The 24,654-nt window shown below is 68.8% G+C and carries 21 protein-coding genes; 8 read left to right on the top strand and 13 right to left on the bottom strand.

The genetic code is table 11. From position 1 onward, the window contains the following. Nucleotides 1-95 precede the first annotated feature (95 nt). The 6 genes from tkt (at nt 96) to ACQP2E_RS08385 (ending at nt 7,312) form a co-directional block, all read left to right on the top strand. Complete coding sequence (gene tkt, locus ACQP2E_RS08410) at nt 96-2,135, top strand: transketolase (RefSeq protein WP_433833844.1); 2,040 nt, start codon at nt 96-98, stop codon at nt 2,133-2,135. A 20-nt stretch (nt 2,136-2,155) separates the two neighbouring features. Further along, complete coding sequence (gene tal / locus ACQP2E_RS08405; RefSeq protein ID WP_433829531.1) at nt 2,156-3,292, top strand: transaldolase; 1,137 nt, start codon at nt 2,156-2,158, stop codon at nt 3,290-3,292. Nucleotides 3,293-3,370: 78 nt separating this feature from the next. After that, a complete protein-coding gene (gene zwf, locus ACQP2E_RS08400; protein WP_433829529.1) occupies nt 3,371-4,888 on the top strand; it encodes a glucose-6-phosphate dehydrogenase in 1,518 nt (505 codons plus the stop codon). Then, on the top strand, nt 4,885-5,871 hold the full coding sequence (locus tag ACQP2E_RS08395) for a glucose-6-phosphate dehydrogenase assembly protein OpcA (protein ID WP_433829527.1): 987 nt from the start codon (nt 4,885-4,887) through the stop codon (nt 5,869-5,871). Before zwf ends, ACQP2E_RS08395 begins: the two co-directional genes overlap by 4 nt. 73 nt (nt 5,872-5,944) lie before the next feature. Further along, the gene (gene pgl / locus ACQP2E_RS08390; RefSeq protein WP_433829525.1) at nt 5,945-6,664 is read left to right on the top strand and encodes a 6-phosphogluconolactonase; all 720 of its coding nucleotides are present in this window, start codon (nt 5,945-5,947) and stop codon (nt 6,662-6,664) included. 39 nt (nt 6,665-6,703) lie between these two features. After that, nucleotides 6,704-7,312 (top strand): GNAT family N-acetyltransferase, encoded by a 609-nt coding sequence (locus ACQP2E_RS08385; protein WP_433829523.1) that lies wholly within the window; start codon nt 6,704-6,706, stop codon nt 7,310-7,312. A 53-nt stretch (nt 7,313-7,365) separates the two neighbouring features. On the opposite strand, the gene ACQP2E_RS08380 is transcribed toward ACQP2E_RS08385, so the two are convergent. From ACQP2E_RS08380 to rsgA, 13 genes are all read right to left on the bottom strand, one after another. Then, nucleotides 7,366-7,710 carry an RNA polymerase-binding protein RbpA gene (locus ACQP2E_RS08380; RefSeq protein ID WP_111650251.1) on the bottom strand — a complete coding sequence of 115 codons (345 nt, stop codon included), beginning with the start codon at nt 7,708-7,710 and terminating at the stop codon, nt 7,366-7,368. Between the two features lie 132 nt (nt 7,711-7,842). Then, nucleotides 7,843-8,097, bottom strand: a complete 255-nt coding sequence (secG, locus tag ACQP2E_RS08375) for a preprotein translocase subunit SecG (protein ID WP_111650252.1) — start codon at nt 8,095-8,097, stop codon at nt 7,843-7,845. 104 nt (nt 8,098-8,201) lie between these two features. Next, complete coding sequence (gene tpiA / locus ACQP2E_RS08370) at nt 8,202-8,990, bottom strand: triose-phosphate isomerase (protein ID WP_433829520.1); 789 nt, start codon at nt 8,988-8,990, stop codon at nt 8,202-8,204. Further along, entirely contained in the window at nt 8,990-10,192 is a 1,203-nt protein-coding gene (locus ACQP2E_RS08365) for a phosphoglycerate kinase (protein WP_433833842.1), read from the bottom strand. Before ACQP2E_RS08365 ends, tpiA begins: the two co-directional genes overlap by 1 nt. After that, complete coding sequence (gene gap / locus ACQP2E_RS08360; protein WP_433829518.1) at nt 10,192-11,190, bottom strand: type I glyceraldehyde-3-phosphate dehydrogenase; 999 nt, start codon at nt 11,188-11,190, stop codon at nt 10,192-10,194. The genes ACQP2E_RS08365 and gap overlap by 1 nt, the downstream gene beginning before the upstream one ends. Nucleotides 11,191-11,482: 292 nt before the next feature. Then, complete coding sequence (gene whiA / locus ACQP2E_RS08355; protein WP_111650180.1) at nt 11,483-12,463, bottom strand: DNA-binding protein WhiA; 981 nt, start codon at nt 12,461-12,463, stop codon at nt 11,483-11,485. Nucleotides 12,464-12,520: 57 nt separating this feature from the next. After that, the gene (locus ACQP2E_RS08350) at nt 12,521-13,513 is read right to left on the bottom strand and encodes a gluconeogenesis factor YvcK family protein (protein WP_433829515.1); all 993 of its coding nucleotides are present in this window, start codon (nt 13,511-13,513) and stop codon (nt 12,521-12,523) included. Next, nucleotides 13,510-14,445, bottom strand: coding sequence for an RNase adapter RapZ (rapZ, locus tag ACQP2E_RS08345; RefSeq protein WP_433829512.1), 936 nt, complete (start codon nt 14,443-14,445; stop codon nt 13,510-13,512). Before rapZ ends, ACQP2E_RS08350 begins: the two co-directional genes overlap by 4 nt. Before the next feature lie 68 nt (nt 14,446-14,513). Beyond that, complete coding sequence (gene uvrC, locus ACQP2E_RS08340; protein WP_433829510.1) at nt 14,514-16,439, bottom strand: excinuclease ABC subunit UvrC; 1,926 nt, start codon at nt 16,437-16,439, stop codon at nt 14,514-14,516. A 97-nt stretch (nt 16,440-16,536) separates the two neighbouring features. Then, nucleotides 16,537-17,073: a Rieske (2Fe-2S) protein gene (locus ACQP2E_RS08335; protein ID WP_433829508.1), complete on the bottom strand. Its 537-nt coding sequence runs from the start codon at nt 17,071-17,073 to the stop codon at nt 16,537-16,539. A 178-nt stretch (nt 17,074-17,251) separates the two neighbouring features. After that, nucleotides 17,252-20,191, bottom strand: coding sequence for an excinuclease ABC subunit UvrA (gene uvrA / locus ACQP2E_RS08330; protein WP_433829506.1), 2,940 nt, complete (start codon nt 20,189-20,191; stop codon nt 17,252-17,254). A 130-nt stretch (nt 20,192-20,321) separates the two neighbouring features. Then, nucleotides 20,322-22,127 (bottom strand): hypothetical protein, encoded by a 1,806-nt coding sequence (locus tag ACQP2E_RS08325; RefSeq protein WP_433829504.1) that lies wholly within the window; start codon nt 22,125-22,127, stop codon nt 20,322-20,324. Nucleotides 22,128-22,148: 21 nt separating this feature from the next. After that, nucleotides 22,149-23,156 (bottom strand): ribosome small subunit-dependent GTPase A, encoded by a 1,008-nt coding sequence (gene rsgA, locus ACQP2E_RS08320; protein WP_433829502.1) that lies wholly within the window; start codon nt 23,154-23,156, stop codon nt 22,149-22,151. A gap of 170 nt (nt 23,157-23,326) precedes the next feature. Here rsgA and ACQP2E_RS08315 point away from each other — a divergent pair, with 170 nt between their 5' ends. After that, the gene (locus ACQP2E_RS08315) at nt 23,327-24,025 is read left to right on the top strand and encodes a maleylpyruvate isomerase family mycothiol-dependent enzyme (RefSeq protein ID WP_433829500.1); all 699 of its coding nucleotides are present in this window, start codon (nt 23,327-23,329) and stop codon (nt 24,023-24,025) included. Further along, on the top strand, nt 24,022-24,618 hold the full coding sequence (locus tag ACQP2E_RS08310; protein ID WP_433829498.1) for an MBL fold metallo-hydrolase: 597 nt from the start codon (nt 24,022-24,024) through the stop codon (nt 24,616-24,618). The genes ACQP2E_RS08315 and ACQP2E_RS08310 overlap by 4 nt, the downstream gene beginning before the upstream one ends. Nucleotides 24,619-24,654: the final 36 nt, after the last annotated feature.

Below are 24,654 nucleotides of genomic sequence, written 5' to 3'. Positions count from 1 at the left end.
GCCCGAGGAGCACAACCGACGTGGCTGCCACAGATCCCGCTCTCAACTGGTCCGACCTCGACCGCAAGGCGGTGGACACCAGCCGGGTGCTGGCCATGGACGCCGTGGAGAAGGCCGGCAACGGTCACCCCGGCACCGCTATGAGCCTGGCGCCGGCCGCCTACCTGCTGTTCAACCGCGTGATGCGGCACGACCCCACGGATCCGCTGTGGGCGGGACGCGACCGCTTCGTGCTGTCCTGCGGACACTCGAGCCTCACGCTTTACGTACAGCTCTTGCTCAACGGATACAGCACCTCCCTGGATGACCTGAAGTCCCTTCGCCAGTGGGACTCGCTCACTCCGGGTCACCCCGAGTACGGGCACACCCCCGGCGTCGAGATCACCACCGGCCCGCTGGGCCAGGGCATCGGCAACGCGGTCGGCATGGCGATGTCCGCCCGCCGCGAGCGCGGTCTGTTCGACCCGGACACCGCCGCCGGCCAGTCCCCGTTCGACCACAACGTGTACGCGCTCTGCTCGGACGGCGACATCGAAGAGGGTGTCAGCCACGAGTCCAGCGCCATCGCATCGGTGCAGAAGCTCGGCAACCTCACGGTGATCTACGACGACAACGAGATCTCCATCGAGGACGACACCCGGATCGCCAAGTCCGAGGACGTCGGCGCCCGGTACGCGGCGTACGGCTGGCACGTCCAGACCGTGAACTGGCGCGGCGAGAACGGCTACGACGAGGACGTCGAGGCCCTCTGGAACGCGATCCAGGCCGCCAAGGCGGTGACCGACAAGCCGTCCTTCATCGTCCTCAAGACGATCATCGGCTTCCCCGCGCCGAAGAAGCAGAACACCGGCAAGATCCACGGCTCCGCGCTGGGCGCCGACGAGATCTCCGCCACCAAGAAGATCCTTGGTTTCGCCGACGAGCCGTTCGCGATCGACGACGATGTCGTGAAGCACGCGCAGCAGGTCGTCGAGCGCGGCAAGGCGGCGCACGCCGAGTGGGACAAGGCGTACGACGCCTGGGCCGCCGGCAACGCCGAGGGCAAGGCGCTGTTCGAGCGTCTCGCCACCCGCACGCTGCCCGAGGGCTGGCTCGACGCTCTCCCGGTCTTCCCCGCGGACGAGAAGGGCCTGGCCACCCGCGCCGCGTCCGGCAAGGTCCTGGAGGCGCTCGCGCCGGTGCTCCCCGAACTCTGGGGCGGCTCCGCCGACCTGGCGGAGAGCAACAACACCACGATGAAGGGCGAGCCGTCCTTCATCCCGGCGGAGTACGCCACCAAGGAGTTCCCGGGCCACGAGTACGGCCGCACGCTGCACTTCGGCATCCGTGAGCACGGCATGGGCTCGATCCTCAACGGCATCGCGGTGCACGGCGGCACCCGCCCGTACGGCGGCACGTTCCTGGTCTTCAGTGACTACATGCGTGGTTCGGTCCGCCTGTCCGCGCTGATGAAGCTGCCGGTCACGTTCGTGTGGACGCACGACTCGATCGGCCTCGGCGAGGACGGCCCGACGCACCAGCCGATCGAGACGCTGACCGCGCTGCGCGCGATCGTCGGCCTCGACGTGGTCCGGCCGGCCGACGCCAACGAGACCGCGTACGCGTGGCGTGGCGCCCTGGAGAACAAGGACCGCCCGACCGCGCTCGCGCTGTCCCGGCAGAACCTGCCCACCGTCGACCGCACCAAGTACGCGTCGGCCGAGGGCACCCTCAAGGGCGGTTACATCCTGTCCGAGGCGTCGACCGGCGAGCCCAAGGTGATCCTGATCGCCAGTGGTTCCGAGGTGTCGATCGCGCTCACCGCGCAGGAGCGCCTCGAGGCCGAGGGCACCCCGACCCGGGTGGTCTCGATGCCGTGTCAGGAGTGGTTCTACGCGCAGGACATCGCGTACCAGCAGCAGGTTCTCCCGCGTGGCGTGAAGGCTCGCGTCACCGTCGAGGCCGGCATCCGGATGAGCTGGGACCGCATCCTCGGTGACGCCGGCGAGGCCGTCAGCATCGAGCACTACGGCGCCAGCGCCCCGGCGAAGATCCTCTTCGAGCAGTTCGGCTTCACCCCCGACAACGTCGTCGCGAAGGCCAACGCATCACTCGCCAAGGTCGGCGAGATCACCGGCCACAAGACCGGCAACTGATTCTTTAAGGAGCAAGGCAAATGACGGACAGGCTGGCTGAGCTCTCCGCGCAAGGCGTTGCGGTGTGGCTCGACGATCTCTCCCGGGTACGGCTGACCAGCGGTTCGCTGGAGAAGCTGCGCCGTGACCAGCACGTGGTCGGTGTCACCACCAACCCGAGCATCTTCCAGAAGGCGCTGTCGGACGCGGACGCGTACGACGAGCAGCTGCGCGACCTCGCGGTTCAGGGTGTGACGGTCGAGGAGGCCGTCCGCCTGATGACCGCCAAGGACGTCCGCTGGGCCGCTGACGTGTTCCGCCCGACCTACGACGCCTCGAACGGCATCGACGGCCGGATCTCCATCGAGGTGGACCCGCGCAAGGCGCACGAGACCGCCTCCACGGTCGCCGAGGCGAAGACCCTCTGGTGGCTGGTGGACCGCCCCAACCTCTACATCAAGATCCCGGCGACGCTGGCCGGCCTGCCCGCCATCACCGAGGTGCTGGCGAACGGCATCAGCGTCAACGTCACGCTGATCTTCTCGGTCGAGCGCTACGAGGCGGTCATGGAGGCGTTCCTGACCGGCCTGGAGAAGGCGAAGGCGAACGGCCACGACCTCAGCAAGATCGGCTCGGTCGCGTCCTTCTTCGTCTCCCGCGTGGACACCGAGATCGACAAGCGGCTCGACAAGGCCGGCTCGGACGAGGCCAAGGCGCTCAAGGGCAAGGCGGCCATCGCCAACGCTCAGCTGGCGTACGAGGCGTACACCAAGGTGTTCGGCGGCGACCGCTGGAAGGCCCTCGCCGACGCCGGCGCCCACCCGCAGCGTCCGCTCTGGGCGTCGACCGGCACGAAGAACCCCGACTTCCTCGACACCATCTACGTCGAGGAGCTGATCGCGCCCGGCACGGTCAACACCATGCCGGAGTCGGTCATCTTCGCGTACGAGGACCACGGCACCACCCGCGGCGACACCGTCTCCGCGAATTTCGCGAACGCTCACCAGGTCTTCACCGACCTCGCGGCGGCCGGAATCGACCTCACCGACGTCTTCAAGGTCCTTGAGGACGAGGGCGTCGAGAAGTTCGAGGCTGCCTGGAACGAGCTGCTCGAAGGCGTCACCAAGTCGCTGAAGGCCGCCGCCGGCGGTGCCAAGAACCCCAGCGACGCTGCCTGACCCGAGGTTTTTGAGGCCTGTCGCGGGGACTCCCGCGACAGGCCGTTCCATCTGACGAAAATTTGGCAGGATGGCAACGTGGGTAATCCGCTGCGTACCGCACAGGACCGTCGGCTTCCGCGGATTCCGGAGCCCTGCGCTCTGGTGATCTTCGGGGTCACCGGTGACCTGTCCCGTAAAAAGCTCATCCCGGCCGTCTACGACCTGGCCAACCGCGGTCTTCTACCGCCTGGCTTCGTGGTCGTCGGCTTCGCCCGCGCCGACTGGGGTGACGGCGACTTCGAGTCGCTGGCCTACGCCGCCGCCAAGAAGGGCGCCCGGACGCCCTGGCGGGAGGACGTCTGGCAGCGACTCAACAGTCAATTCCACTTCGTCCCCGGCTCTTTCGACAACGACGACGACTTCGACAAGCTCTCCGAGACTCTCGATGATCTCCGTGAGCGCAATGGCATCACCGGCAACACGGCCTTCTACTTCTCCATCCCGCCCGCGGCGTTCCCGCTGGTGCTCAATCAGCTCAACCGCACCGGTCTCGCGGACAACGCGAAACTCGGTGGCTGGCGCCGGGTCGTCGTGGAGAAGCCGTTCGGCCACGACTTCGCTTCCGCGGTCTCCTTGAACGAACTCGTCGACGACGTGTTCAATCCGCAGGAGGTCTACCGGATCGACCACTACCTGGGCAAGGAAACGGTTCAGAACATCCTGGCCCTTCGCTTCGCGAACAGCCTGTTCGAACCGGTCTGGAACTCCAAGTACGTCGACAGTGTCCAGATCACCATGGCCGAGGACGTCGGCATCGGCTCCCGGGCGGCGTTCTACGACGCCTCCGGCGCCGCACGCGACGTACTGCAGAACCATCTTCTGCAGCTGCTCGCTCTGGTCGGCATGGAAGAGCCGACAAGCTTCGACCCCCAAGAGGTACGGGCGGAGAAGCTCAAAGTTCTGAAAGCGATCAGTCTGCCGGCCGACATCTCGACGGGCTCGGTCCGCGGGCAGTACCTGTCCGGCTGGGTCGCCGGCGAGCGCGCACCCGGTTACCTGGAAGAGGCGAACATCCCGCCGAACTCCACGACCGAGACGTACGCGGCGGTCCGGCTCGGCATCCAGAACCGGCGCTGGGCCGGCGTCCCGTTCTTCGTCCGGGTCGGCAAGCGGATGCCGCGGCGGGTCTCCGAGATCGCGATCCTGTTCAAGCAGGCGCCGCACCTTCCGTTCGACCCGGCCGACGTGGAGATGCTGGGTCACAACCAGCTCGTCATCCGGGTTCAGCCGGACGAGGGCGTGGTGCTGAAATTCGGCTCCAAGGTGCCGGGCACCGCCATGGAGGTCCGCGACATCGCGATGGACTTCCAGTACGGCGAGGCGTTCACCGAATCCAGCCCGGAGGCGTACGAGCGACTCGTGCTCGACGTACTGATCGGTGACCGCACGCTCTTCCCGGACGCCGCCGAGGTGGAGCAGTCGTGGCGGGTCATCGACCCGCTGGAGGCCGCCTGGGCCGGCACCACGCCGGAGCCGTACCGGTCCGGTGAGTGGGGCCCGCGGGCCTCGGACGAGATGCTGGCCCGCGAGGGCCGCGCTTGGAGGCGAGCATGATCGGCCTTTGGGACACCACCGGCAACGAGGTAGTGAAGGCCCTGGCCGCCGAACGCCGCAGTGCCGGCGGCGTGGCCTCCGGCCTGGCACTCACCCTGATCGCGGTGGTCGAGGAGAAGAAGGTACGCGAGGCGGAAGCGGCAGCCACCATCGCCGCGGCGGCACACCCGTGTCGTCTGCTCATCGTGGTTCGCTCCGACATGGACGGCCGGAGCCGCCTGGACGCGGAGATCGTCGTGGGCGGGCGCCTCGGCCCCGCCGAGGCGGTCGTCATGCGGATGTACGGCCGTCTCGCCCTGCACGCCGAGTCAGTGGTCATGCCGTTGCTGGCGCCGGACGTGCCGGTCGTCTCGTGGTGGCACGAGGAACCGCCGAACTCGATCGCCAACGACTTCCTGGGTGTCGTAGCGGACCGCCGGATCACCGACGCCGCGCAGTCCCCCGACCCGGTGGCCGCACTGCGCCAGCGGGCCGTGGACTACGCCCCCGGTGACACCGACCTGACCTGGACCCGGATCACCCTGTGGCGCACGCTGGTGGCCGGCGCGTTCGACTCGACCGACGCCCGGGTTACCGGTGCCCGGATCGTGGCGCCGGAGAAGGACCCGACCGCGTGGCTGATGCTCGGCTGGCTCAAGTCCCGCCTCGGCATCGAGCCGGTGCTGGAGCACACCGACCGGTCACCTCGCCTGCACGCGGTGGAACTGCAGTGCGAGAACGGCGATTTTGTACGGGTCACCCGCGAGGAAGGCACGGCGCTGTTCAGCCGGTCCGGCCAGGAGGACCGGTACATGCCGCTGCCGAAGCGGGCCGTCGGTGACGAGCTCGCCGAGGAACTGCGCCGGCTCGACGCCGACCAGATCTACGCGGACGCTCTCAGCGCGATGGCCGGCGTGCCGAACCTGAGCCAGCGGGCGCCGATGCGCGTACACGTCTGGAAGGACCCGGCACTGGCCGCCCGCGCGGCCAGTGCGGCTTCCTGATCATCGTTCAAGAATTCGACACCGGGCCGTCCGCCGCATCGCGGCGGGCGGCCCTGCATAGGGGAGACCTTCATTGAGTGAGACCGTGGTCGTGGTTGTTCCGGACGCCGACATCCTGGCGTCGACGGTGGCGGCACGGCTCGCCATCAAGATCATTGACGCGCAGGCGGTGCACGGCACGGCCGGCGTGGTGCTGACCGGCGGGCGCGTCGCGGCGAAGGTGCTGCGCTCGCTCAGCGACCTGCCCGCCGCCGCGGCGATCGACTGGTCCCGGGTGGACCTGTGGTGGGGCGACGAGCGGTTCCTGCCGTCCGGTGATCCGGACCGCAACGAGACCCAGGCCCGCGAGGCGGTACTGGACAAGCTGCCGCTCGACCCGGCCCGGGTGCACGCGATGCCGGCCTCGGACGGCCCGGACGGCGACGACGCGGTGGCCGCGGCCGCCCGGTACGCGGGTGTCCTCGGCGACACCCTCCCCCGGTTCGACGTGCTGATGCTCGGTGTCGGCGAGGACGGGCACGTGGCGTCGCTGTTCCCCGGCCACCCGGGACTGGAGGCGACCGGGAGCGCGGCCGCGGTCTTCGACAGCCCGAAGCCGCCGCCCACCCGGGTGACGCTGACCCTCTCCACGATCCGGAGTGCCGACGAGGTGTGGCTGATCGCCGCCGGACCGGACAAGGCCGCCCCGATCGGCGCTGTCCACGGTGGTGCTTCGCTGCCCGCTGGGAGCGCTGTGGGCGTACGCAAGACGCTCTGGCTGCTGGACCGGGCAGCGGCGTCAGAGATCCGCTGAGCGTGGCGAGGAGAGGGCGCACAGCGCCCTCTCCCTAGAATGACGGCCGTGACGATCCGCAGCTACCGGCCCAGCGACCTCGAAGCGATCTACGACATCTGCGCGCGCACCGGCGCCGCCGGGCAGGACGCGCGCGGCCGGTACAGCTCGGATCGGCTGCTCGGGGACATCTGGGCGGTGCCCTACGTGGTGCACGAGCCGGAGCACACCCATGTCGCCGAGGACGGCGAGGGCAACGCGATCGGTTACATCCTCGGTACGGCCGACACCGCAGCGTTCGTGGAGTGGTACCGCGCCGAGTGGCTTCCGGCCACTGTGGACCGTCTCGTCGCCGGGGATCCCCGCGACGAGGGGATGCTCGATCTGCATCATGAGCCGGAGCGGATGCTGATTCCGGAACTGGCCGGCTATCCGGCGCACCTGCACATCGACCTGCTGCCGCAGGCTCAGGGCAAGGGGCTCGGACGGCAGCTGATGGCGGCTTTCCTGAACGGGCTGCGAGCCGCCGGCGTTTCGCGGGTGCACCTCGGGATGGCGCCGGAGAACCACGGCGCCTACGCGTTTTACCAGCGCCTCGGTTTCCACGACGTCGAGGTGCCGGACGCCGGAGCCCTCTATCTGGGCCGCGACACGTCACCGCTGAGCTGAGCAGACTTGATCGGGCCGGCCGCCCCCGTGCGGCCGGCCTCAACCGCGTCTGTCTAACGCTCGCCGCGCCGCTGGCGCAGCTTGGCGAGCGCCTCGGCGAGGATCGCCTGGGCGTCCTCCTCGGAGCGGCGCTCCTTCACGTACGCGAGGTGCGACTTGTAGGGCTCGGCGCGCAGCCGGCCCGGCGGGTTCGACCGGTCGAGACCGGCCGGCTGCCCGCAGCGAGGGCAGTCCCAGGTATCCGGGGTCGCGGCCTCCGCCGCGAACCAGATCTGGCTGTCGTGGCCGGCCGCGCAGAAATACGTGATCTGCCTGCGCGGTGCGGGTTCGGTGCGCTCGTCGGGCCGCATCGGGCTGGACCCGACACGACTGCCGCGGATAGCGCTGCCACTGGACACGGACGTCACTCCTGTCTCGAGGGGCCTCAAGAGCCGCCCGGGCGGGGGTTGGTCAAACCGGACGGCGAGGACAAAAAACCGCGCGGCCGGAAAAACCGGCCGCGCGGCAGATTGTACGACTATGAGCGCCCGTCAGGAAGCCAGCTGAAGTTTGAGCCAGAAACCGAGGCCGACAATGCAGGCGAACCAGATGATGCCCACCAGAACGGTGTAGCGATCCAGGTTCTTCTCCGCCACCGAGGAACCGGCCAGGCTGGAGGTGACGCCGCCACCGAACATGCTCGACATGCCGCCGCCCTTACCCCGGTGCAGCAGGATCAGCAGGGTCAGCAGAATGCTGGTGGTGATCAGCAACACGATCAACGTGTAAGCGAACGCGATCGGCATGGTCGGGTTCATTCCTCTCGAAGGGCACAGCAAGCGGTCCCACAATAGCGGGTGCCCGGCCGTTTGTTACGGCCGGGCACGCGCGATCTGCATGTGATCAGAGATCAGCGAGCAACGTGCTCCGGGAAGCGCACGATGGCCGCGAAGCCCTCGGCGTCCAGAGCCGCGCCACCGACCAGGGCACCGTCGACATCCGGCTGCGCCATGATCGAGGCGATGTTCCCCGCCTTGACCGAGCCGCCGTACTGGATGCGGACCGCGTCGGCCACGTCCGCGCCGTACTTCTCGGTCAGCCGCGCACGGATCGCGCCGCAGACCTCCTGCGCGTCGTCCGGCGTGGCGGTCTTGCCGGTGCCGATCGCCCAGACCGGCTCGTACGCGATGACGATCTGCTTGATCTGGTCTTCCTTGAGCCCGTCGAGGCCCGCGTCGACCTGCGAGGTGCAGTGGCCCACGTGAGCGGACTCCTCGCGCACCGACAGGCCCTCGCCGACGCAGAAGATCGGGGTCAGGCCGGCCGTGAAAGCCGCCTTGATCTTCGCGTTGACCAGCTCGTCGGTCTCGTTGTGGTACTCGCGGCGCTCGGAGTGCCCGATCACCACGTAGGTGCAGCCGAGCTTCGCCAGCATCGAGCCGGCGATCTCACCGGTGTACGCGCCGGACGCGTGCTGCGAGATGTCCTGAGCGCCGTACGCGATGCCGAGCTTGTCGCCGTCCACAGCGGTCTGCACGGTGCGCAGGTCGGTGAAGGGCGGCAGCACGACGGTCTCGACCGCGTCCAGCTGGGCCGGGGTGAGGCTCGCGGCCAGCTTCTGGATGAGCAGATTCGCCTCGAAGTGGTTGAGGTTCATCTTCCAGTTGCCGGCAATGATCGGCTTACGGGGGGTCGTCATCACTTCTCCAGTGCGGCGACGCCCGGCAGCGTCTTGCCTTCGAGGTACTCCAGGGACGCGCCCCCGCCGGTGGAGATGTGGCCGAACGCGGTCTCGTCCAGGCCGAGCGTGCGTACCGCCGCGGCCGAGTCGCCGCCACCGACGACCGAGAAGCCGTCGATCTTGGTGATCGCCTCGGCGACACCGCGGGTGCCGGCGGCGAACGGAGCGAGTTCGAAGACGCCCATCGGGCCGTTCCAGAAGACCGTCTTGGCACCGGCGACAGCCGACGCGAAGAGCTCCGTCGACTTCGGGCCGATGTCGAGGCCGAGCCGGTCAGCCGGGATGTCCGAGACATCCACGACGTCGTGCTCGGCGTCCGCCGAGAACTCGGTGGCCGCGACGACGTCGACGGGCAGGACGATCCGGCCGTCCGCCTGCTCCAGCAGATCGGCACACACGGAGATCATCTCGGCCTCGAGGAGGGACTTGCCCACCTCGTGGCCCTGCGCCTTGAGGAACGTGAAGCACATGCCGCCACCGACGAGGAGCTTGTCCACCTTCGGCAGCAGCGCCTGGATCACCGCGAGCTTGTCGGAGACCTTCGAGCCGCCGAGCACGACGACGTAGGGCTGCTCCGGACTCTCGGACACCTTCTTCAGGACCTCGACCTCTTTGAGGACGAGTCCACCGGCGAAGTGCGGCAGCCGGGCCGGTACGTCGTACACCGACGCGTGCTTGCGGTGCACCGCACCGAAAGCGTCATCGACGTAGAAGTCCGCGAACTTCGCCAGCTCGTCGGCGAAAGCGCCACGAACCGCGTCGTCCTTCGAGGTCTCGCCCTCGTTGAACCGCAGGTTCTCCAGCAGCAGGACCTGGCCGTCGGCCAGAGCCGCGACCTTCGCCTGCGCGTCGGAGCCGACGGTGTCGGACGCGAAGACCACCGGCGACCCGAGCAGCTCACCCAGACGGGTGGCGACCGGCTCCAGAGTGAACTTCGGGTCCGGCGCGCCCTTCGGGCGGCCCAGGTGGGACGCCACGATCACGCGAGCGCCCGCGTCACGCAGGGCGATCAGGGTCGGCAGTACCGCGCGGGCGCGGCCGTCGTCACTGATCACGCCTGGGTTGGCCTTGTCGAACGGGACGTTCAGGTCGGCGCGCACGAATACGCGCCGACCCGAGACACCCTCGCCGAGCAGGTCGTCGAGAGTCTTCAAGAAAATCAGGCCCCGACCAGCTTGACCAGGTCGACGAGGCGGTTCGAGTAGCCCCACTCGTTGTCGTACCAGGAAACGACCTTGACCTGGTTGCCGATGACCTTGGTGAGGCCGGCGTCGAAGATCGAGGAGGCCGGGTCGGTGACGATGTCCGACGACACGATCGGGTCCTCGGTGTAGACCAGGATGCCCTTGAGCGCACCCTCGGCGGCCGCCTTGATCACCGAGTTGACCTCTTCGACCGACGTGTCACGGGAAGCCGTGAAGGTCAGGTCGGTGGCCGAGCCGGTGGGGATCGGCACCCGCAGCGCGAAGCCGTCCAGCTTGCCCTTGAGCTCCGGCAGCACCAGGCTGACGGCCTTCGCGGCGCCGGTCGAGGTCGGCACGATGTTCAGCGCGGCGGCGCGGGCGCGACGCAGGTCGCTGTGCGGGCCGTCCTGCAGGTTCTGGTCCTGGGTGTACGCGTGGATCGTGGTCATCAGACCCTTTTCGATCCCGATCGTGTCGTTCAGGACCTTCGCCATCGGGGCGAGGCAGTTCGTGGTGCACGAAGCGTTCGAGATGATGTTGTGCTTCGCGGCGTCGTAGAGGTTGTCGTTGACGCCGACGACGATGGTGATGTCCTCGTTCTTGGCCGGAGCCGAGATGATGACCTTCTTGGCGCCCTTGTCGATGTGCGCCTTCGCCTTGGTGGCGTCGGTGAAGAAGCCGGTCGACTCGATGACGACGTCGGCGCCCAGGTCGCCCCAGGGCAGGTTGTTCGGGTCGCGCTCGGCGAACGCCTTGAACGACTTGCCACCGACGCTGATCTCGTCGGCGGACGCCTTCACCTCGTGGCCGAGACGGCCCAGGATGCTGTCGTACTTCAGCAGGTGGGCGAGAGTGGCGTTGTCGGTCAGGTCGTTCACGCCGACGATCTCGATGTCGGCGCCGGACGCCAGCACCGCGCGGAAGAAGTTACGACCGATACGGCCGAAGCCGTTGATGCCAACCCGGATGGTCACAGGTGGTCTCCTCGTTTCGGTCCGCCGGATTTTGCGACCGGCGGAGGGTCTGCATGCCAGCCGAATGGAGGGCAGGCACAAGGGTGCCCGGCCGCCGCGCCCGAAGGAGCGTGGAACGCCGCAACCGGAGTTGGCGGCGCGTCACAGCGGGGGGTTCGGCCGAACTGCCGGCACCGTCGCCGTCAGAAGTGACCCTATCCGAGACCTGGTATTCATCAGGCAGCGGGGCCGCGACCTGAACGTTACCTAATTTGGGTAGCGGTTCGGACAGGGCCAAAGGTCACATGACGGTCTAACAGGCCATCATTTCCGGAGTGACGGCTGCCTCGGTGTCGGGAATTCCCAAGTCACGGGCGCGCTTGTCGGCCAGGGCCAGCAGCCGCCGGATCCGGCCGGCGATGGCGTCCTTGGTCAGCGGCGGGTCGGCCAGCGCGCCGAGCTCCTCGAGCGAGGCCTGCCGGTGTTCCAGCCGCAGCGCACCGGCCGAGGTCAGGTGGTTCGGAGCGTCATCGGCGAGGATCTCCAGGGCCCGGGTGACCCGGGCTGCCGCCGCCACTGCTGCCCGCGCCGATCGGCGCAGGTTCGCGTCGTCGAAGTTGGCCAGCCGGTTCGCTGTGGCGCGGACCTCACGGCGTACCCTCCGCTCCTCCCAGGCCAGCACGCTGGAGTGCGCGCCGATCCGGGTGAGCAGCGCCGCGATCGCGTCGCCGTCCTTGATCACGACGCGGTCGACGCCGCGTACCTCGCGCTCTTTCGCGGTGATCCCGATGCGCCGGGCGGCACCGCGCAGAGCGAGAGCCGCCTCCGGTCCGGGGCAGGTGATCTCCAGGGCGCTGGAGCGGCCCGGCTCGGTGAGCGAGCCGTGCGCCATGAACGCGCCCCGCCAGGCAGCCACCGAGCAGCAGACGTTGCCGTTCACCACGTGCTGCGGCAGGCCACGCACCGGGCGGCCCCGCACGTCCAGGAGGCCGGTCTGGCGGGCCAGTACCTCGCCGTCCTTGACGATCCGCACGATGTAGTGGCTGCCCTTGCGAAGGCCGCCCGAAGCGAGGACGTGCACCTCGCTCTGGTACCCGTAGACATCCGAGATCTCGCGCCTCAGCCGCCGCGCCACCGCGCCGGTGTCGAGTTCCGCCTCGACCACCACCCGGCCGGAAACGATGTGCAAGCCACCGGCGAAACGCAGCAGAGCTGCCATCTCAGCCCGGCGACAGCAGGGCTTCGGAACATCGACCCGGCTCAGCTCGTCCTTGACCGCTGCCGTCATCGCCATCGTTCTAGTCACCTCATGCGCCGGATCTGAAGAGTGTGTGCCGCACTACGCCAGTAACTAACGAGCGGAGCCCAATACTGGCACCAGTGCAACGCTCAACGACTCAGGATCATGCCGTGGGCTGCCGTCCGCAACGGCGACGGGTGCCAATACCAGTTCCGCTCCGAGGGCGAGCGCTGCCGCACGCACCGGTTCCGGTTCACCCGCCCACTTGGCGTCGGCGAGCACCGTGTCGACCCGGAGTTCCGGGAGGTACCAGTGCAGCGCCGCCAGGTGGTCGGCCGTGGAGAGACCGGACGTCTCCTTGTCGGCGCTCAGATTGAGCGTGACCAGGCGACGGGCCGGGCTCGCCACGATCGCCGCGGCGAGTTCCGGCACCAGCAGATGCGGTAACACGCTGGTGTACCAGCTACCCGGGCCGAAGATCAACCAGTCGGCGGCGGTGACCGCGGCGATCGCGTCCGGGCAGGCCGGCGGATTTTCCGGGACGAGGCGCAGCGCGCTCACCCGGCCGTCGGCCACGGCCACGGCGTGTTGTCCCCGGACGGTCGTCGCCTCACCCGCCGCGCCCACCACGTCGGCCTCGATGCCGACCGCGTGCAGCGCCATCGGCAGGACCCGGCCCTGCGCGCCGACCATCTCGGCCGCGTGGTCCAGAGCCCGCACCGGGTCGCCGAGCATCTCTATCAACCCGAGCAGCAGCAGGTTGCCCACCGCGTGCCCGGCCAGGGTGTCCATCGACCGGTCAGCACGCCGCTCCCCCGGAGGCTTGGTGCGCTGGGACGGCATCGCCGCGAACCGGTGCTGCATCAAACTCGCCGTACGCCGAGCCGTCGGGTGATCGTCAGCAAGCGCCGCGAGGGCCTGGCGCAGATCGCCCGGGGGCAGCAGCGCGTCACGCTCCACCCGCAGGCGACCGCTGGAACCGCCGTCGTCACCCACCGTCACTATCGCGGTGATCTCCAGGTCGAGATCCCTGGAACAGTGCCGCAGCGCCTTCAACGAGGCGCTCAGCCCGTGCCCACCGCCGAACGCCACAACCCGGATCACTCGCGCCCCAGATCGCGGTGCGAGGTGTGTGCGGACAGCCGCATCCCCGACAGCCGCGCGGTCAGCTCCTCCGCTATCGCCACACTGCGGTGCTTGCCGCCGGTGCAGCCGATGGCGACCGTGAGGTACCGCTTGCCCTCGCGCTCGAAGCCCGGTGCGGTCGCCGCGATCAGGCCCGCGTAGGTGCCGACGAACTCGCCGGCGCCCTCCTGGCCCAGGACGTAGTTGCTCACGCCCTCCTCCAGGCCGGTGTGCTCGCGCAGTTCCGGCACCCAGAACGGGTTCGGCAGGAACCGGGCGTCCAGCACGTAGTCGGCGTCCGGCGGCAGGCCGTACTTGAAGCCGAACGACAGCACGGTGATCCGCAGCCGGCGTGAGTCGTCGCCGCTGAACAGCTCCTCGACCCGGCGCCGGAGCTGGTTCACGTTCAGGTGACTGGTATCGATGATCACGTCGGCCTGGTCACGGGCCTCCTCGAGCAGCTTGCGCTCGGCCGCGATCCCGTCGGCCAGCCGTCCGTCGCCCTGGAGCGGGTGCGAGCGGCGCACCGACTCGAAGCGCCGGATCAGCACCTCGTCGTCGGCGTCGACGAACACCACGCGCGGCGCGAAGCCGCGTTCCTTCAGCTCACGGACCGCGCCCGCCAGGTCGGTGGAGAACGCCCGGCTGCGCACGTCGAGCACCATCGCGGTACGCCGTGCCGCGCCACCCGCCGCGAAGGCCAGCTCCGCCATCTCCAGCATCAGCGCCTGCGGCAGGTTGTCGACCACGTAGAAGCCGACGTTCTCCAGTGCGCGGGCCACCGTGCTGCGCCCGCCGCCGGAGAGTCCGGTCACCACCACCAGGTCGGTACCGGCCTCATCGGGCTCCACTACCTCGTCCACGCACGCCTCCCGCGTCGGTTCGCTCGCGTCGGTTTTCACATCGGTCATCGCATCGCACGAGCGACACAACATCCTAGGCCGTGAGACACCTGGACGACCGCCGGACAGCCTGTCCGCTACCGGTCCGAGTTGGTTGGCGGGTTGAGGGCGGCGAGAACCGTCTCGGCCGTGCGACGTCCGATGCCGGGCACCTCGGAGATCTCCTCCGGGGTCGCGGCGGCCAGGCGTTTCAGCGAGCCGAAATGCCGCAGCAGGGCTTTGCGCCGCACGTCGCCGAGGCCGGCGATGTCATCCAGCGCGGAGGCCGTCATCCGCTTGGACCGCCTCTCCCGGTGGAACGTGATGGCGAACCGGTGTGCCTCGTCACGGATGCGCTGCAGAAGGTAGAGCGACTCGGACGTGCGCGGAAGGATGACCGGGAAGTCCTCACCCGGCTGCCACACCTCCTCCAGCCGCTTGGCCAGCCCGCACAGCGCGACGTCGGTGATCCCCAGCTCGGAGAAGACCGCGGCCACCGCGTTGACCTGCGGCTGACCGCCGTCGACGACAACAAGCTGCGGAGGGTACGCGAACCGGCGCGGTTTCCCGGTGAGCGGATCGACGCCGGGCAGCGAGTCGGGGGCCGCGTCGTCCGGGACACTCGCGCCTTCCTGCGCTTTGAAACGGGCGAACCGGCGCCGCATCACCTCGCTCATCGCCGACAGATCGTCGGTGGCGCCGCGGACCGCGAAGCGGCGGTACTCACTCTTTCGGGCGAGGCCGTCCTCGAAGACCACCATCGAGGCGACCACGTCGGTGCCCTGGATCTGCGAGACGTCGAAACACTCGATGCGCAGCGGCACGGTCTCCATGCCGAGCGCCTCGGCGATCTCCTCAAGGGCCTTGTTGCGGGTGGTCAGGTCGCCGGCCCGGCGCAGCTTGTGCCGCTGCAGCGACTCGGCGGCGTTGCGCGCCACCGTCTCCATCAGCGACTTCTTGTCGCCGCGCTGCGGCACCCGCAGGCTCGCCCGGCTGCCACGCCGCTCGGTGAGCCAGTCGGCGAGCGCGTCGGCGTCGTCCGGCAGGGCCGGCACGAGCAGCTCGCGGGGAACGTCATTTTCCCCCTCGGCGCCGCCGTAGACCTGGGTGCAGAAGTGGTGGACCAGGTCGCCGGTGCTCAGGTCCTCGACCTTGTCCACCACCCAGCCACGCTGGCCGAGGACCCGGCCGTCCCGGACGTGGAAGACCTGCACGGCCGCTTCCAGCGGGTCCTCGGCGAAGGCCACCACGTCGGCGTCGGTGCCGTCACCGAGCACCACTGTCTGCTTTTCCATCGCCCGGCGCAGCGCCGCGATGTCGTCACGCAGCCGGGCCGCCCGCTCGAACTCGAGCTCCTCGGAGGCCTGCAGCATGTCGCGCTCCATCCGGCGCACGAACGCGTCGGTCCGGCCCGCCATGAAGTCGCAGAAGTCGTCGACGATGACCCGGTGCTGCTCGGCGCTGACCTGGCCGACGCACGGCGCCGAGCACTTGCCGATGTAACCCAGCAGGCAGGGCCGGCCGATCTGACCGTGCCGCTTGAAGACGCCGGTCGAGCAGGTGCGCGCCGGGAAGACCCGCAGCAGCAGGTCGAGCGTCTCGCGAATGGCCCAGGCGTGTGAGTACGGCCCGAAGTAGCGGACACCCTTGCGTTTGGCTCCCCGCATCACCTGCAGGCGGGGGTACTCCTCGTCGAGGGTGACGGCGAGAAACGGGTACGACTTGTCGTCGCGGTACTTGACGTTGAATCGGGGGTCGAACTCCTTGATCCAGGAGAACTCCAGCTGGAGCGCCTCGACCTCGGTGCCGACCGTGACCCAATCCACACTGGCGGCGGTGGTGACCATCTGCTGGGTGCGCGCGTGCAGCGACCAGACGTCGGCGAAGTAGGAGTTGAGCCGGTTACGCAGGCTTTTCGCCTTGCCGACGTAGATCACCCGGCCGGCGGGGTCGCGGAAGCGGTAGACACCCGGGGCGTCCGGGATGGTACCCGGAGCCGGACGATAAGTGGACGGGTCTGGCACATCTCCAACAGTAGTGCCTGGGACTGACAGAATTGCCCGACCGGAGGTCCGGTGCCGCCGCCACGGCGCCGGATCTCCGGCCTGTCACGTCACGCGATCAGGCGGCTTTCACCACGTTGTCGCCATCGAGCTCGACCTTGGTCTCGGTGAGCGGCTGCTGAGCCGGCCCGGACGTCGGAGCGCCGTCCTTGATCGAGAAGAAGCTGTTGTGGCAGCGGCAGATGATCTGCCCGTCGGCGATCTCGCTGACCTCGCAGCCCTGGTGCGTGCAGACCTTGCTGAAGGCCTTGAAGGTGCCCTCGGTCGGCTGGGTGACCACCAGGTCGCTCGTGATCACGCCGCCGCCGACAGCGACCTCGGACGCCGCCACCAGGACCGTGGCGCTGCCGCCGCTGTCGCCGGTGTCGCCGTCCGTGCTGCCGGCCGCGGTGCTGCCGGCCGGCGCCGGGTTGGTGTCGAAGTCGGTGCCGTTCGGGTTGGTGCCGCTGCTGTCGGTGCCACAAGCGGCCAGGACCGCGCCGGCGCCGAGAGCTCCAGCGCCGACCAGGATGCAGCGCCGCGTCGAGGTCGCACCACTGGCGCTGGCGCACTCATGGTGAGTCGTGGCCTCGGTCCTCGTCTGCACGTCGGTCATGTGTAGCCCTCCCAGTACTGGATTTCCGCTCGCCATCACGCGGAGTCGCCCTTGGATACGCGGCTGGGCAGTTGATCAGTTCACCGTCACTACCGAAATCATGCCCATACGACCGCCCGGCCGAGGTTAGTTTCCCGACCGGGCGGCTTCGCTATGAGGCGTCTAAGAAATTCCTAAATCACACGGTCGCCTTGGCCCGCGACTTGCGCGCCGGGGCCGGGCTGTTCGCCTTTCCGGCCCGGCCGGTCGCCGCGGTAGCGCCTTTCGGCTTGCCGGCCAGCCCGAGCACCGGACGCAGGAACTGCCCGGTGTGGCTCTCGGCGACCTCGGCGATCTCCTCCGGTGTGCCGGTGGCGAGCACCACGCCGCCCTTGTGGCCGCCTTCCGGACCCATGTCGATCAGCCAGTCGGCCGTCTTGATGACGTCCAGGTTGTGCTCGATCGTGATCACCGTGTTGCCCTTGTCGACCAGGCCGTTGAGCACGATCAGCAGCTTGCGGATGTCCTCGAAATGCAGGCCGGTGGTCGGCTCGTCGAGAACGTAGACGGTCCGGCCGGTGGACCGTTTCTGCAGCTCGGAGGCGAGTTTCACACGCTGCGCCTCACCGCCGGAAAGGGTGGTCGCCGGCTGGCCGAGCCGCACGTAACCGAGGCCGACGTCGACAAGCGTCTTCAGGTGCCGGTGGATCGCCGGGAGCGCCGAGAAGAACTCCGCGCCCTCCTCGATCGGCATGTTCAGCACCTCGGAGATGGTCTTGCCCTTGTAGTGCACCTCGAGGGTCTCCCGGTTGTACCGAGCGCCCTTGCACACCTCGCAGGGGACGTAGACATCCGGCAGGAAGTTCATCTCGATCTTGATGGTGCCGTCGCCGGAGCAGTTCTCGCAGCGGCCGCCCTTCACGTTGAAGGAGAAGCGGCCCGGGCCATAGCCCCGGACCTTCGCCTCGGCGGTCTCCGCGAAGAGCTTGCGGACGTGATCGAAGACACCGGTGTAGGTGGCCGGGTTCGACCGCGGCGTACGCCCGATCGGCGACTGGTCCACGCCGACGACCTTGTCGATGTTCTCGATGCCGGTGATCTTGGTGTGCCGGCCGGGTACCTGCCGCGCCCGGTTGATCTGGTTCGCCAGGACCGTGTGCAGGATGTCGTTGACCAGGGTCGACTTCCCCGAGCCGCTCACGCCGGTGACCGCGATGAACTGGCCCAGCGGGAACGGGACGGTCAGGTTGCGCAGGTTGTGCTCGCGGGCGCCGTGCACGACCACCTCGCGGCCGGCCTCCTGCGGGCGGCGGGAAGCCGGGATCGGGATCGACTTGCGACCGGAGAGGTAGGCCCCGGTGGGCGACTCCTCGTTCGCCAGCAGGCCCTCGACGGTGCCGCTGTGCACGATCTTGCCGCCGTGCTCGCCGGCGCCGGGGCCGATGTCGACGATCCAGTCGGCGGTCCGGATGGTGTCCTCGTCGTGCTCCACCACGATCAGGGTGTTGCCGAGGTTACGGAGCCGGACCAGCGTCTCGATGAGCCGGTGGTTGTCACGCTGGTGCAGGCCGATCGACGGCTCGTCCAGCACGTAGAGCACGCCGACCAGGCCGGAGCCGATCTGGGTGGCGAGCCGGATGCGCTGCGCCTCACCGCCGGACAGCGTGCCGGCACCCCGGTCCAGCGACAGGTAGTCGAGGCCGACGTCGACCAGGAACCGCAGCCGGGCGTTGATCTCCTTCAGCACCCGCTCGGCGATCATCTTCTGCCGGTCGTCGAGAACCAGGCCGGACAGCAGTTCGGCGCACTCGCCGACGGAGAGGTTGCAGACCTCGGCGATGCTCTTGCCGGCCAGGGTCACCGCGAGCACCTCGGGCTTGAGCCGGGCGCCGCCGCAGACCTTGCAGGGCACGTCGCGCATGTACCCCTCGTACTTGTCGCGCGACCAGTCGCTCTCGGTGTCGTTGTGCCGGCGCTCGATCCACTGCACCACGCCCTCGAAGCCGGTGTAGTAGGAGCGCTCGCGGCCGTACTTGTTGCGGTAACGGACGTGGACCTGGTCGTCCGAGCCGTGCAGGATGGTTTTCTGCACCCGGCTGGAGAGCTGCCGCCAGGGTGTGTCGACGCTGAACTTCTCCGCGTCGGCGAGCGCTTCGAGCAGGCGGAGGAAGTATTCCTGGGTCGAGCCGCCGGACCACGGCTGGATCGCGCCGTCGCGGAGTGTGGCCTCCTCGTCCGGGATGATCAGCTCGGGGTCGACCTCCTTCTTGGTGCCGAGGCCGGTGCACTCGGGACACGCGCCGTACGGCGCGTTGAAGGAGAACACCCGGGGCTCGAGGTCCTCGATGGCGAGCGGGTGATCGTTCGGACAGGCCAGGTGCTCGGAGAAACGCCGCTCCCGCTCCGGGTCGTCCTCCGGCAGGTCGACGAAGTCGAGCAGGACGATGCCGCCGGCCAGGCCGAGCGCGGCTTCCACCGAGTCGGTGAGCCGCTGCTTGCTGGACGACTTGACGCTGAGGCGGTCGACGACCACCTCGATGGTGTGCTTCTCCTGCTTCTTGAGCTTCGGCGGCTCGGTCAGCGGGTGCACCGTGCCGTCGACCCGGGCCCGGGCGAAGCCCTTGGACTGGAGCTCGGCGAAGAGGTCGATGTATTCGCCCTTGCGGCCGCGGACCACCGGGGCGAGCACCATGAACCGGGTGCCCTCCTCCATGGCGAGCACCCGGTCGACGATCTGCTGCGGTGTCTGCTTGCTGATCCGCTCACCGCAGACCGGGCAGTGCGGGGTGCCGGCCCGGGCGAAGAGCAGGCGCAGGTAGTCGTAGACCTCGGTGATGGTGCCGACGGTCGAACGCGGGTTGCGGTTTGTCGATTTCTGATCGATCGAGACGGCCGGGGACAGGCCCTCGATGAAGTCGACGTCGGGCTTGTCCATCTGGCCGAGGAACTGCCGTGCGTACGACGACAGCGACTCCACGTACCGCCGCTGCCCCTCCGCGAAGATCGTGTCGAAGGCGAGGCTGGACTTGCCCGAGCCGGACAGGCCGGTAAAGACGATCATGGCGTCGCGGGGCAGGTCCAGGTTGACGTCGCGCAGGTTGTGCTCGCGAGCGCCACGAATAGTCAGTCGGTCGGCCACTGCCAGCCTCTCCGTACAGGTGTATGAGTCGAGCAGACACTTTAGCCAGGGGGTATGACATTTTCTGCCGACCCTGGTTCAGCGCCTGGCAGATGGCGAACATTCCCGGTCATTCCCTGGGACGGAGCGGTCACTCCTTCGGAGGAACCGGCAGACCCCGCATGTCCCAGAACTCCACTCCACCGGCTGACCGCGGTTCGCCGAGCGCGTCGACCAGCACCGCACGCTGTGCCTCGGGATTGCGGCCCCCGGGCACCAGGACGATCACCCCGGCTCGCCAGAAGATCAAGTCCTCGGTGATCCGGGCCCGGTCGGCGTCGGTCAGACGAGGCACCTGACCGTACTCCCGGACCCGCCAGAGCAGGTCGGAGGTGAAGCGGCGGGGCGCGTTCCACGATCCGGTGTCGTCGGCCGGCGGATTCACCGGGCCCATGAAATATCCGCGCGGCGTGGCGTAGTCCAAGTTCATCAGGGTCGCCCAGCGCATCCCGGTACGCCCGGTGGTGACTTCCGGCAGCGGCACGGTGATCAGGGTCCGATCGTCCGCGACGTACTCCTTGTAGATCCCCTGGGTGAGGAACGCCGGCAACGGCTGCCCTTCGACGACGGGCAGCGGCTTCGGAATCAGCGGCACGAGCGCGAGCGTCATGCCGATCCAGAAGAGCCTCCGCTTTTTAACCGGATAAATACGGACTTTGTCGGCGGCCAGCGCGAACAGCACCCCGACGATCGTCGCCGGCACCATCGCGAACCTCGTCACACTGACCAGGTCGATGATCGGAACATGGCTGATCAGGCCGAACGGCAGCGGAATCCCGGTGTTGTGACCGAACACCTTCAGCACCGGGCCGAACGACATCAGCAGCAGCACCAGGCCGGCGATCCCGGCGGCACGGGCAGCGACGTTCCGCCACACCATGACCACGGCCACCACGATCATCACGAACCCGAACGGCCCGAAGAACGTGTTGTCCTCGGTCGCGCTGACGCTCATGGTCCGGGTCAGCGCCGCGTTGCCGGCCAGCGACTGCCGGGCGAACCCGACGAGCGAGGCCAGGTCGGTGACGTACATGTCCGGCTCGAACGGCTGGCCGTGGTAGTTGCCCGGGGCGAAGAACTGGTACCAGAGCGGATAGGCCAGCAGCACGCCGGCGGTAGCGGCGGCGACCCCGAGCCCGGCGACGAACCGTTTACACACCTCGCGAACCTCGTCGGAGGACATGACCGCGTACGCCACCACGAACACGCCGAGCGTCAGCGCCGTGAAGAGCAGCGTCTCCTCGTTGATGAAGCACTGGAGCACGATCAGCAGGCCCAGGATGATCCCGCCGCGTACCGCCCGGCCCGGCTCCCGCAGCCGCAGCACCTGCCAGACGATGAACGGCACCACGTACTGGTTGACGAAGTTCACGTGCCCGTTCGCGTGCGACACCATGGTTGGCGCGAAGCCGCAGAACGCGCCGCCGATGGCCGCGGCCGCCCGGCTGCGGACCAGGTGCCGGGAGAGGACCCAGTACCAGGCGTACGCGGTCCCGGCCAGGCCGAGAGTGATCAGGAGCGCGACCGACACGCCCGCGCCGAGGAAGTGCGTGATCGGCGCCAGTGGCAGGCTCAGCGCCAGAATCGACGTGTTCGCCATCATGTTGACCCCGACGGGGGCGTTCAGCCGATCGCTGAAGAACGGCGACGCCCCGTCGAAGATCACCCGGTCGGCGTGCGCCAGCACGAAGAGAAAGACGCCGTGGTCGTCGTCGTTGCTGGCCAGCACCCGCCCGTTGGGGTCGATCCAGAGCCGGATCAGCACCACGATGGCGAGCAGCAGGTAACCCAGCGGAACCCAGACATCGATCCGCCGGACCCACCAGGACCCGGTCGCCGCGGGAACCTCCCCCGCGGTCGACACCGGCTCCTCGATCATCTCTTCAGCCGCACGCACCGGCCGAATTGTGCCAGAGCCCTAGCGAGCAAGCCGCGCGGAGCGGCGGGCGCTCTCCACCGCCACCTCGTGGTTCAGCTTGCGCCAGCTCGCCAGGCGGCGGGCCGTCAATGTTCCCCCGGTCAGGGCCGCCTGCACCGCACAGGCTGGTTCGGTCTCGTGCCGGCAGTTGTCGAAGCGGCAGTGTGCTGCCAGTCCGATGATGTCGGCGAAAGCCCGTTCCAGTCCGTCGGCGGTGTTCAGGAGGCCCACACCTCTGATACCCGGTGTGTCGATCACCGCACCTCCGCCGGGCAGGGTGACCAGGTTGCGATAGGCGGTGGTGTGCCGCCCCTTGCCGTCGGCGTCCCGGATCGTCTGCACCGGCATCACGGCGGCGCCGGCCAGCGCGTTCACCAGCGTGGACTTGCCGGCGCCGGAACGGCCCAGCAGAGCCAGGGTCCGGCCCGCCGCGGCCGCGCGGAGCTCGGCGAGGCCGGCGCCGGAGCGGACGCTCACCGGCAGCACCGGCACGCCGGGTGCCAGCTCGGCCATCTGGCGGGCGATCGCGACCGGGTCGGGGGTGGTGTCGCATTTGGTGAGCACCAGCAGCGGCTCGGCCCCGGACTCCCAGGCGAGCGCCAGGAGACGTTCGACACGGCCGTCGTCGGGTTCCGGGTGGATCGGCTCGACCACCGCGACGACGTCCATGTTGGCCGCCAGGACCTGCCCGGAGGAGTCCTTGTCGGCGGTACGCCGAATCAACGTGGTCTGCCGTGGCAGCACCAGCTCAAGTGTGGTCCGGCGGTCCGGCCACTGACGCAGCACCACCCAGTCACCGGAACAGGGCAGCCCCGCCGGGTCGCGGGCGGCGTCGAGCAGCACGCTGCCGCCGAGGCTGGCGCGGGTGGCGCCGGCCGCGGTGAGCACCGTGCAGACGCCTCGGTCAGCACGCAGAACCCGCCCGGGTAGTGCGTCGGCGCGGTCGAAAGGCCGGTACGCGGATGCGAAAGTCTCGTCCCAGCCCAGCTGGGACAGGTCGTACGACATGAGAATCCTTTTACGGTCGTGGGGTACAGCGGCCCCCGGGGTGACAAAACGCGACATCGACGAACTGCACGTTCCTCACCTCCCCGCTGGGATTCGATCGATCTACGCGGCTGAAACGACGGTACGTTCACGGTGACCGTGGCGAAAGCGATTTCCGATAGGGTCGGCACGTGACCATGGATCCGCTGGTCCTGATGACCGACGTGGAAGAGTCCACCGAAGCGCTGCTGCATGATGCGGAAAGCTGGGACGACGGCGTGATCGCCGAGCCGTCCGGGCTGCCCGGCTGGACAGTGGGGCACGTACTGACCCACCTGGCCCGCAACGCCGACGCTCTGACGAACCTGCTGGTCGCCGCGCGCACCGGTGCCGAAGGTGTGCTGTACCCGAGCCGCGCCGCCCGTGACGAGGCCATCGAGTCCGGCTCCAGCCGCCCGCTGGCCGAGCAGATCGACGACCTGCGAGCCGCGCACGACCGGTTCGCCGACGCCGCCGCCTCGATGCCGGCCGCCGCCTGGTTCACGCACCTGCCGGCGATCGGCCAGTCCGCCGCCGGCGTGCCGTGGGGCAGGCTGCGCGAGGTCGAGGTGCACCGCGTCGACCTGGCCCGCGACTACACCGCGCAGGAGTGGACGGACGCGTTCGCGCTGCGCCTGCTGCGAGAATTCGTGGCGCAGCCGCCGTCCGACGCGCCCGCCATGGTGCTGCGTCCACTCGGCCTGGAGCACCCGCTGAAGATCGGAGACGGCAGCCTGGTGATCGGCGGCCCGACCAAGTCGCTCGCCGGGTGGCTGATCGGGCGAGCCGACGGCACAGACCTGACCGTCGCTCCCGACGGTGAACTACCCAAGCCAGCGAGGTGGAAATGAGCACGGATCTCGGCGGTGGCCTCACCATGACCAAGGTGTCGGTCGGCCCGATGGACAACAACGCCTACCTGCTGGAACACGGCGGAGAACGCCTCCTGATCGACGCGGCGAACGACGCCGGCACCCTGCAGGACCTGATCGGCTCCGGCGGCCTGCGCGCCGTGGTGACCACGCACCGGCACCAGGATCACTGGCAGGCGCTTGAGGAGATCACCCTCGCCACCGGGGCGGAGTCGCTGGCGCACGTCGACGACGCCGAGGGCATCCCGGTGGTGACCCGCACGCTGCGCGACGGCGACGTGGTCGAGGTGGGCGGCGCCACCCTCGACGTGATCCACATCGTCGGGCACACGCCGGGTTCGATCGTGCTGTCCTACCAGGGCAAGCACCTGTTCACCGGGGACAGCCTCTTCCCCGGCGGGCACGGGAAAACGGCAACCCCGCGAAATCATGAAGAAATCATGGATGACCTGGAAAGCAAGATCTTCGGCCGGTTCGGCGATGACACGATCTTCTATCCCGGCCACGGCAAGGACTCCACGCTCGGTGCCGAGCGCCCGCAGCTCGCCGAGTGGCGTGCGCGCGGCTGGTAGACATGAAAAAGCGGGAGACCGGGGCATCTCACCTGC

The sequence above is a fragment of the Actinoplanes sp. CA-015351 genome, from assembly GCF_050955685.1.
Taxonomy (GTDB): domain Bacteria; phylum Actinomycetota; class Actinomycetes; order Mycobacteriales; family Micromonosporaceae; genus Actinoplanes.
This window is presented reverse-complemented; position numbering and strand designations above follow the sequence as displayed.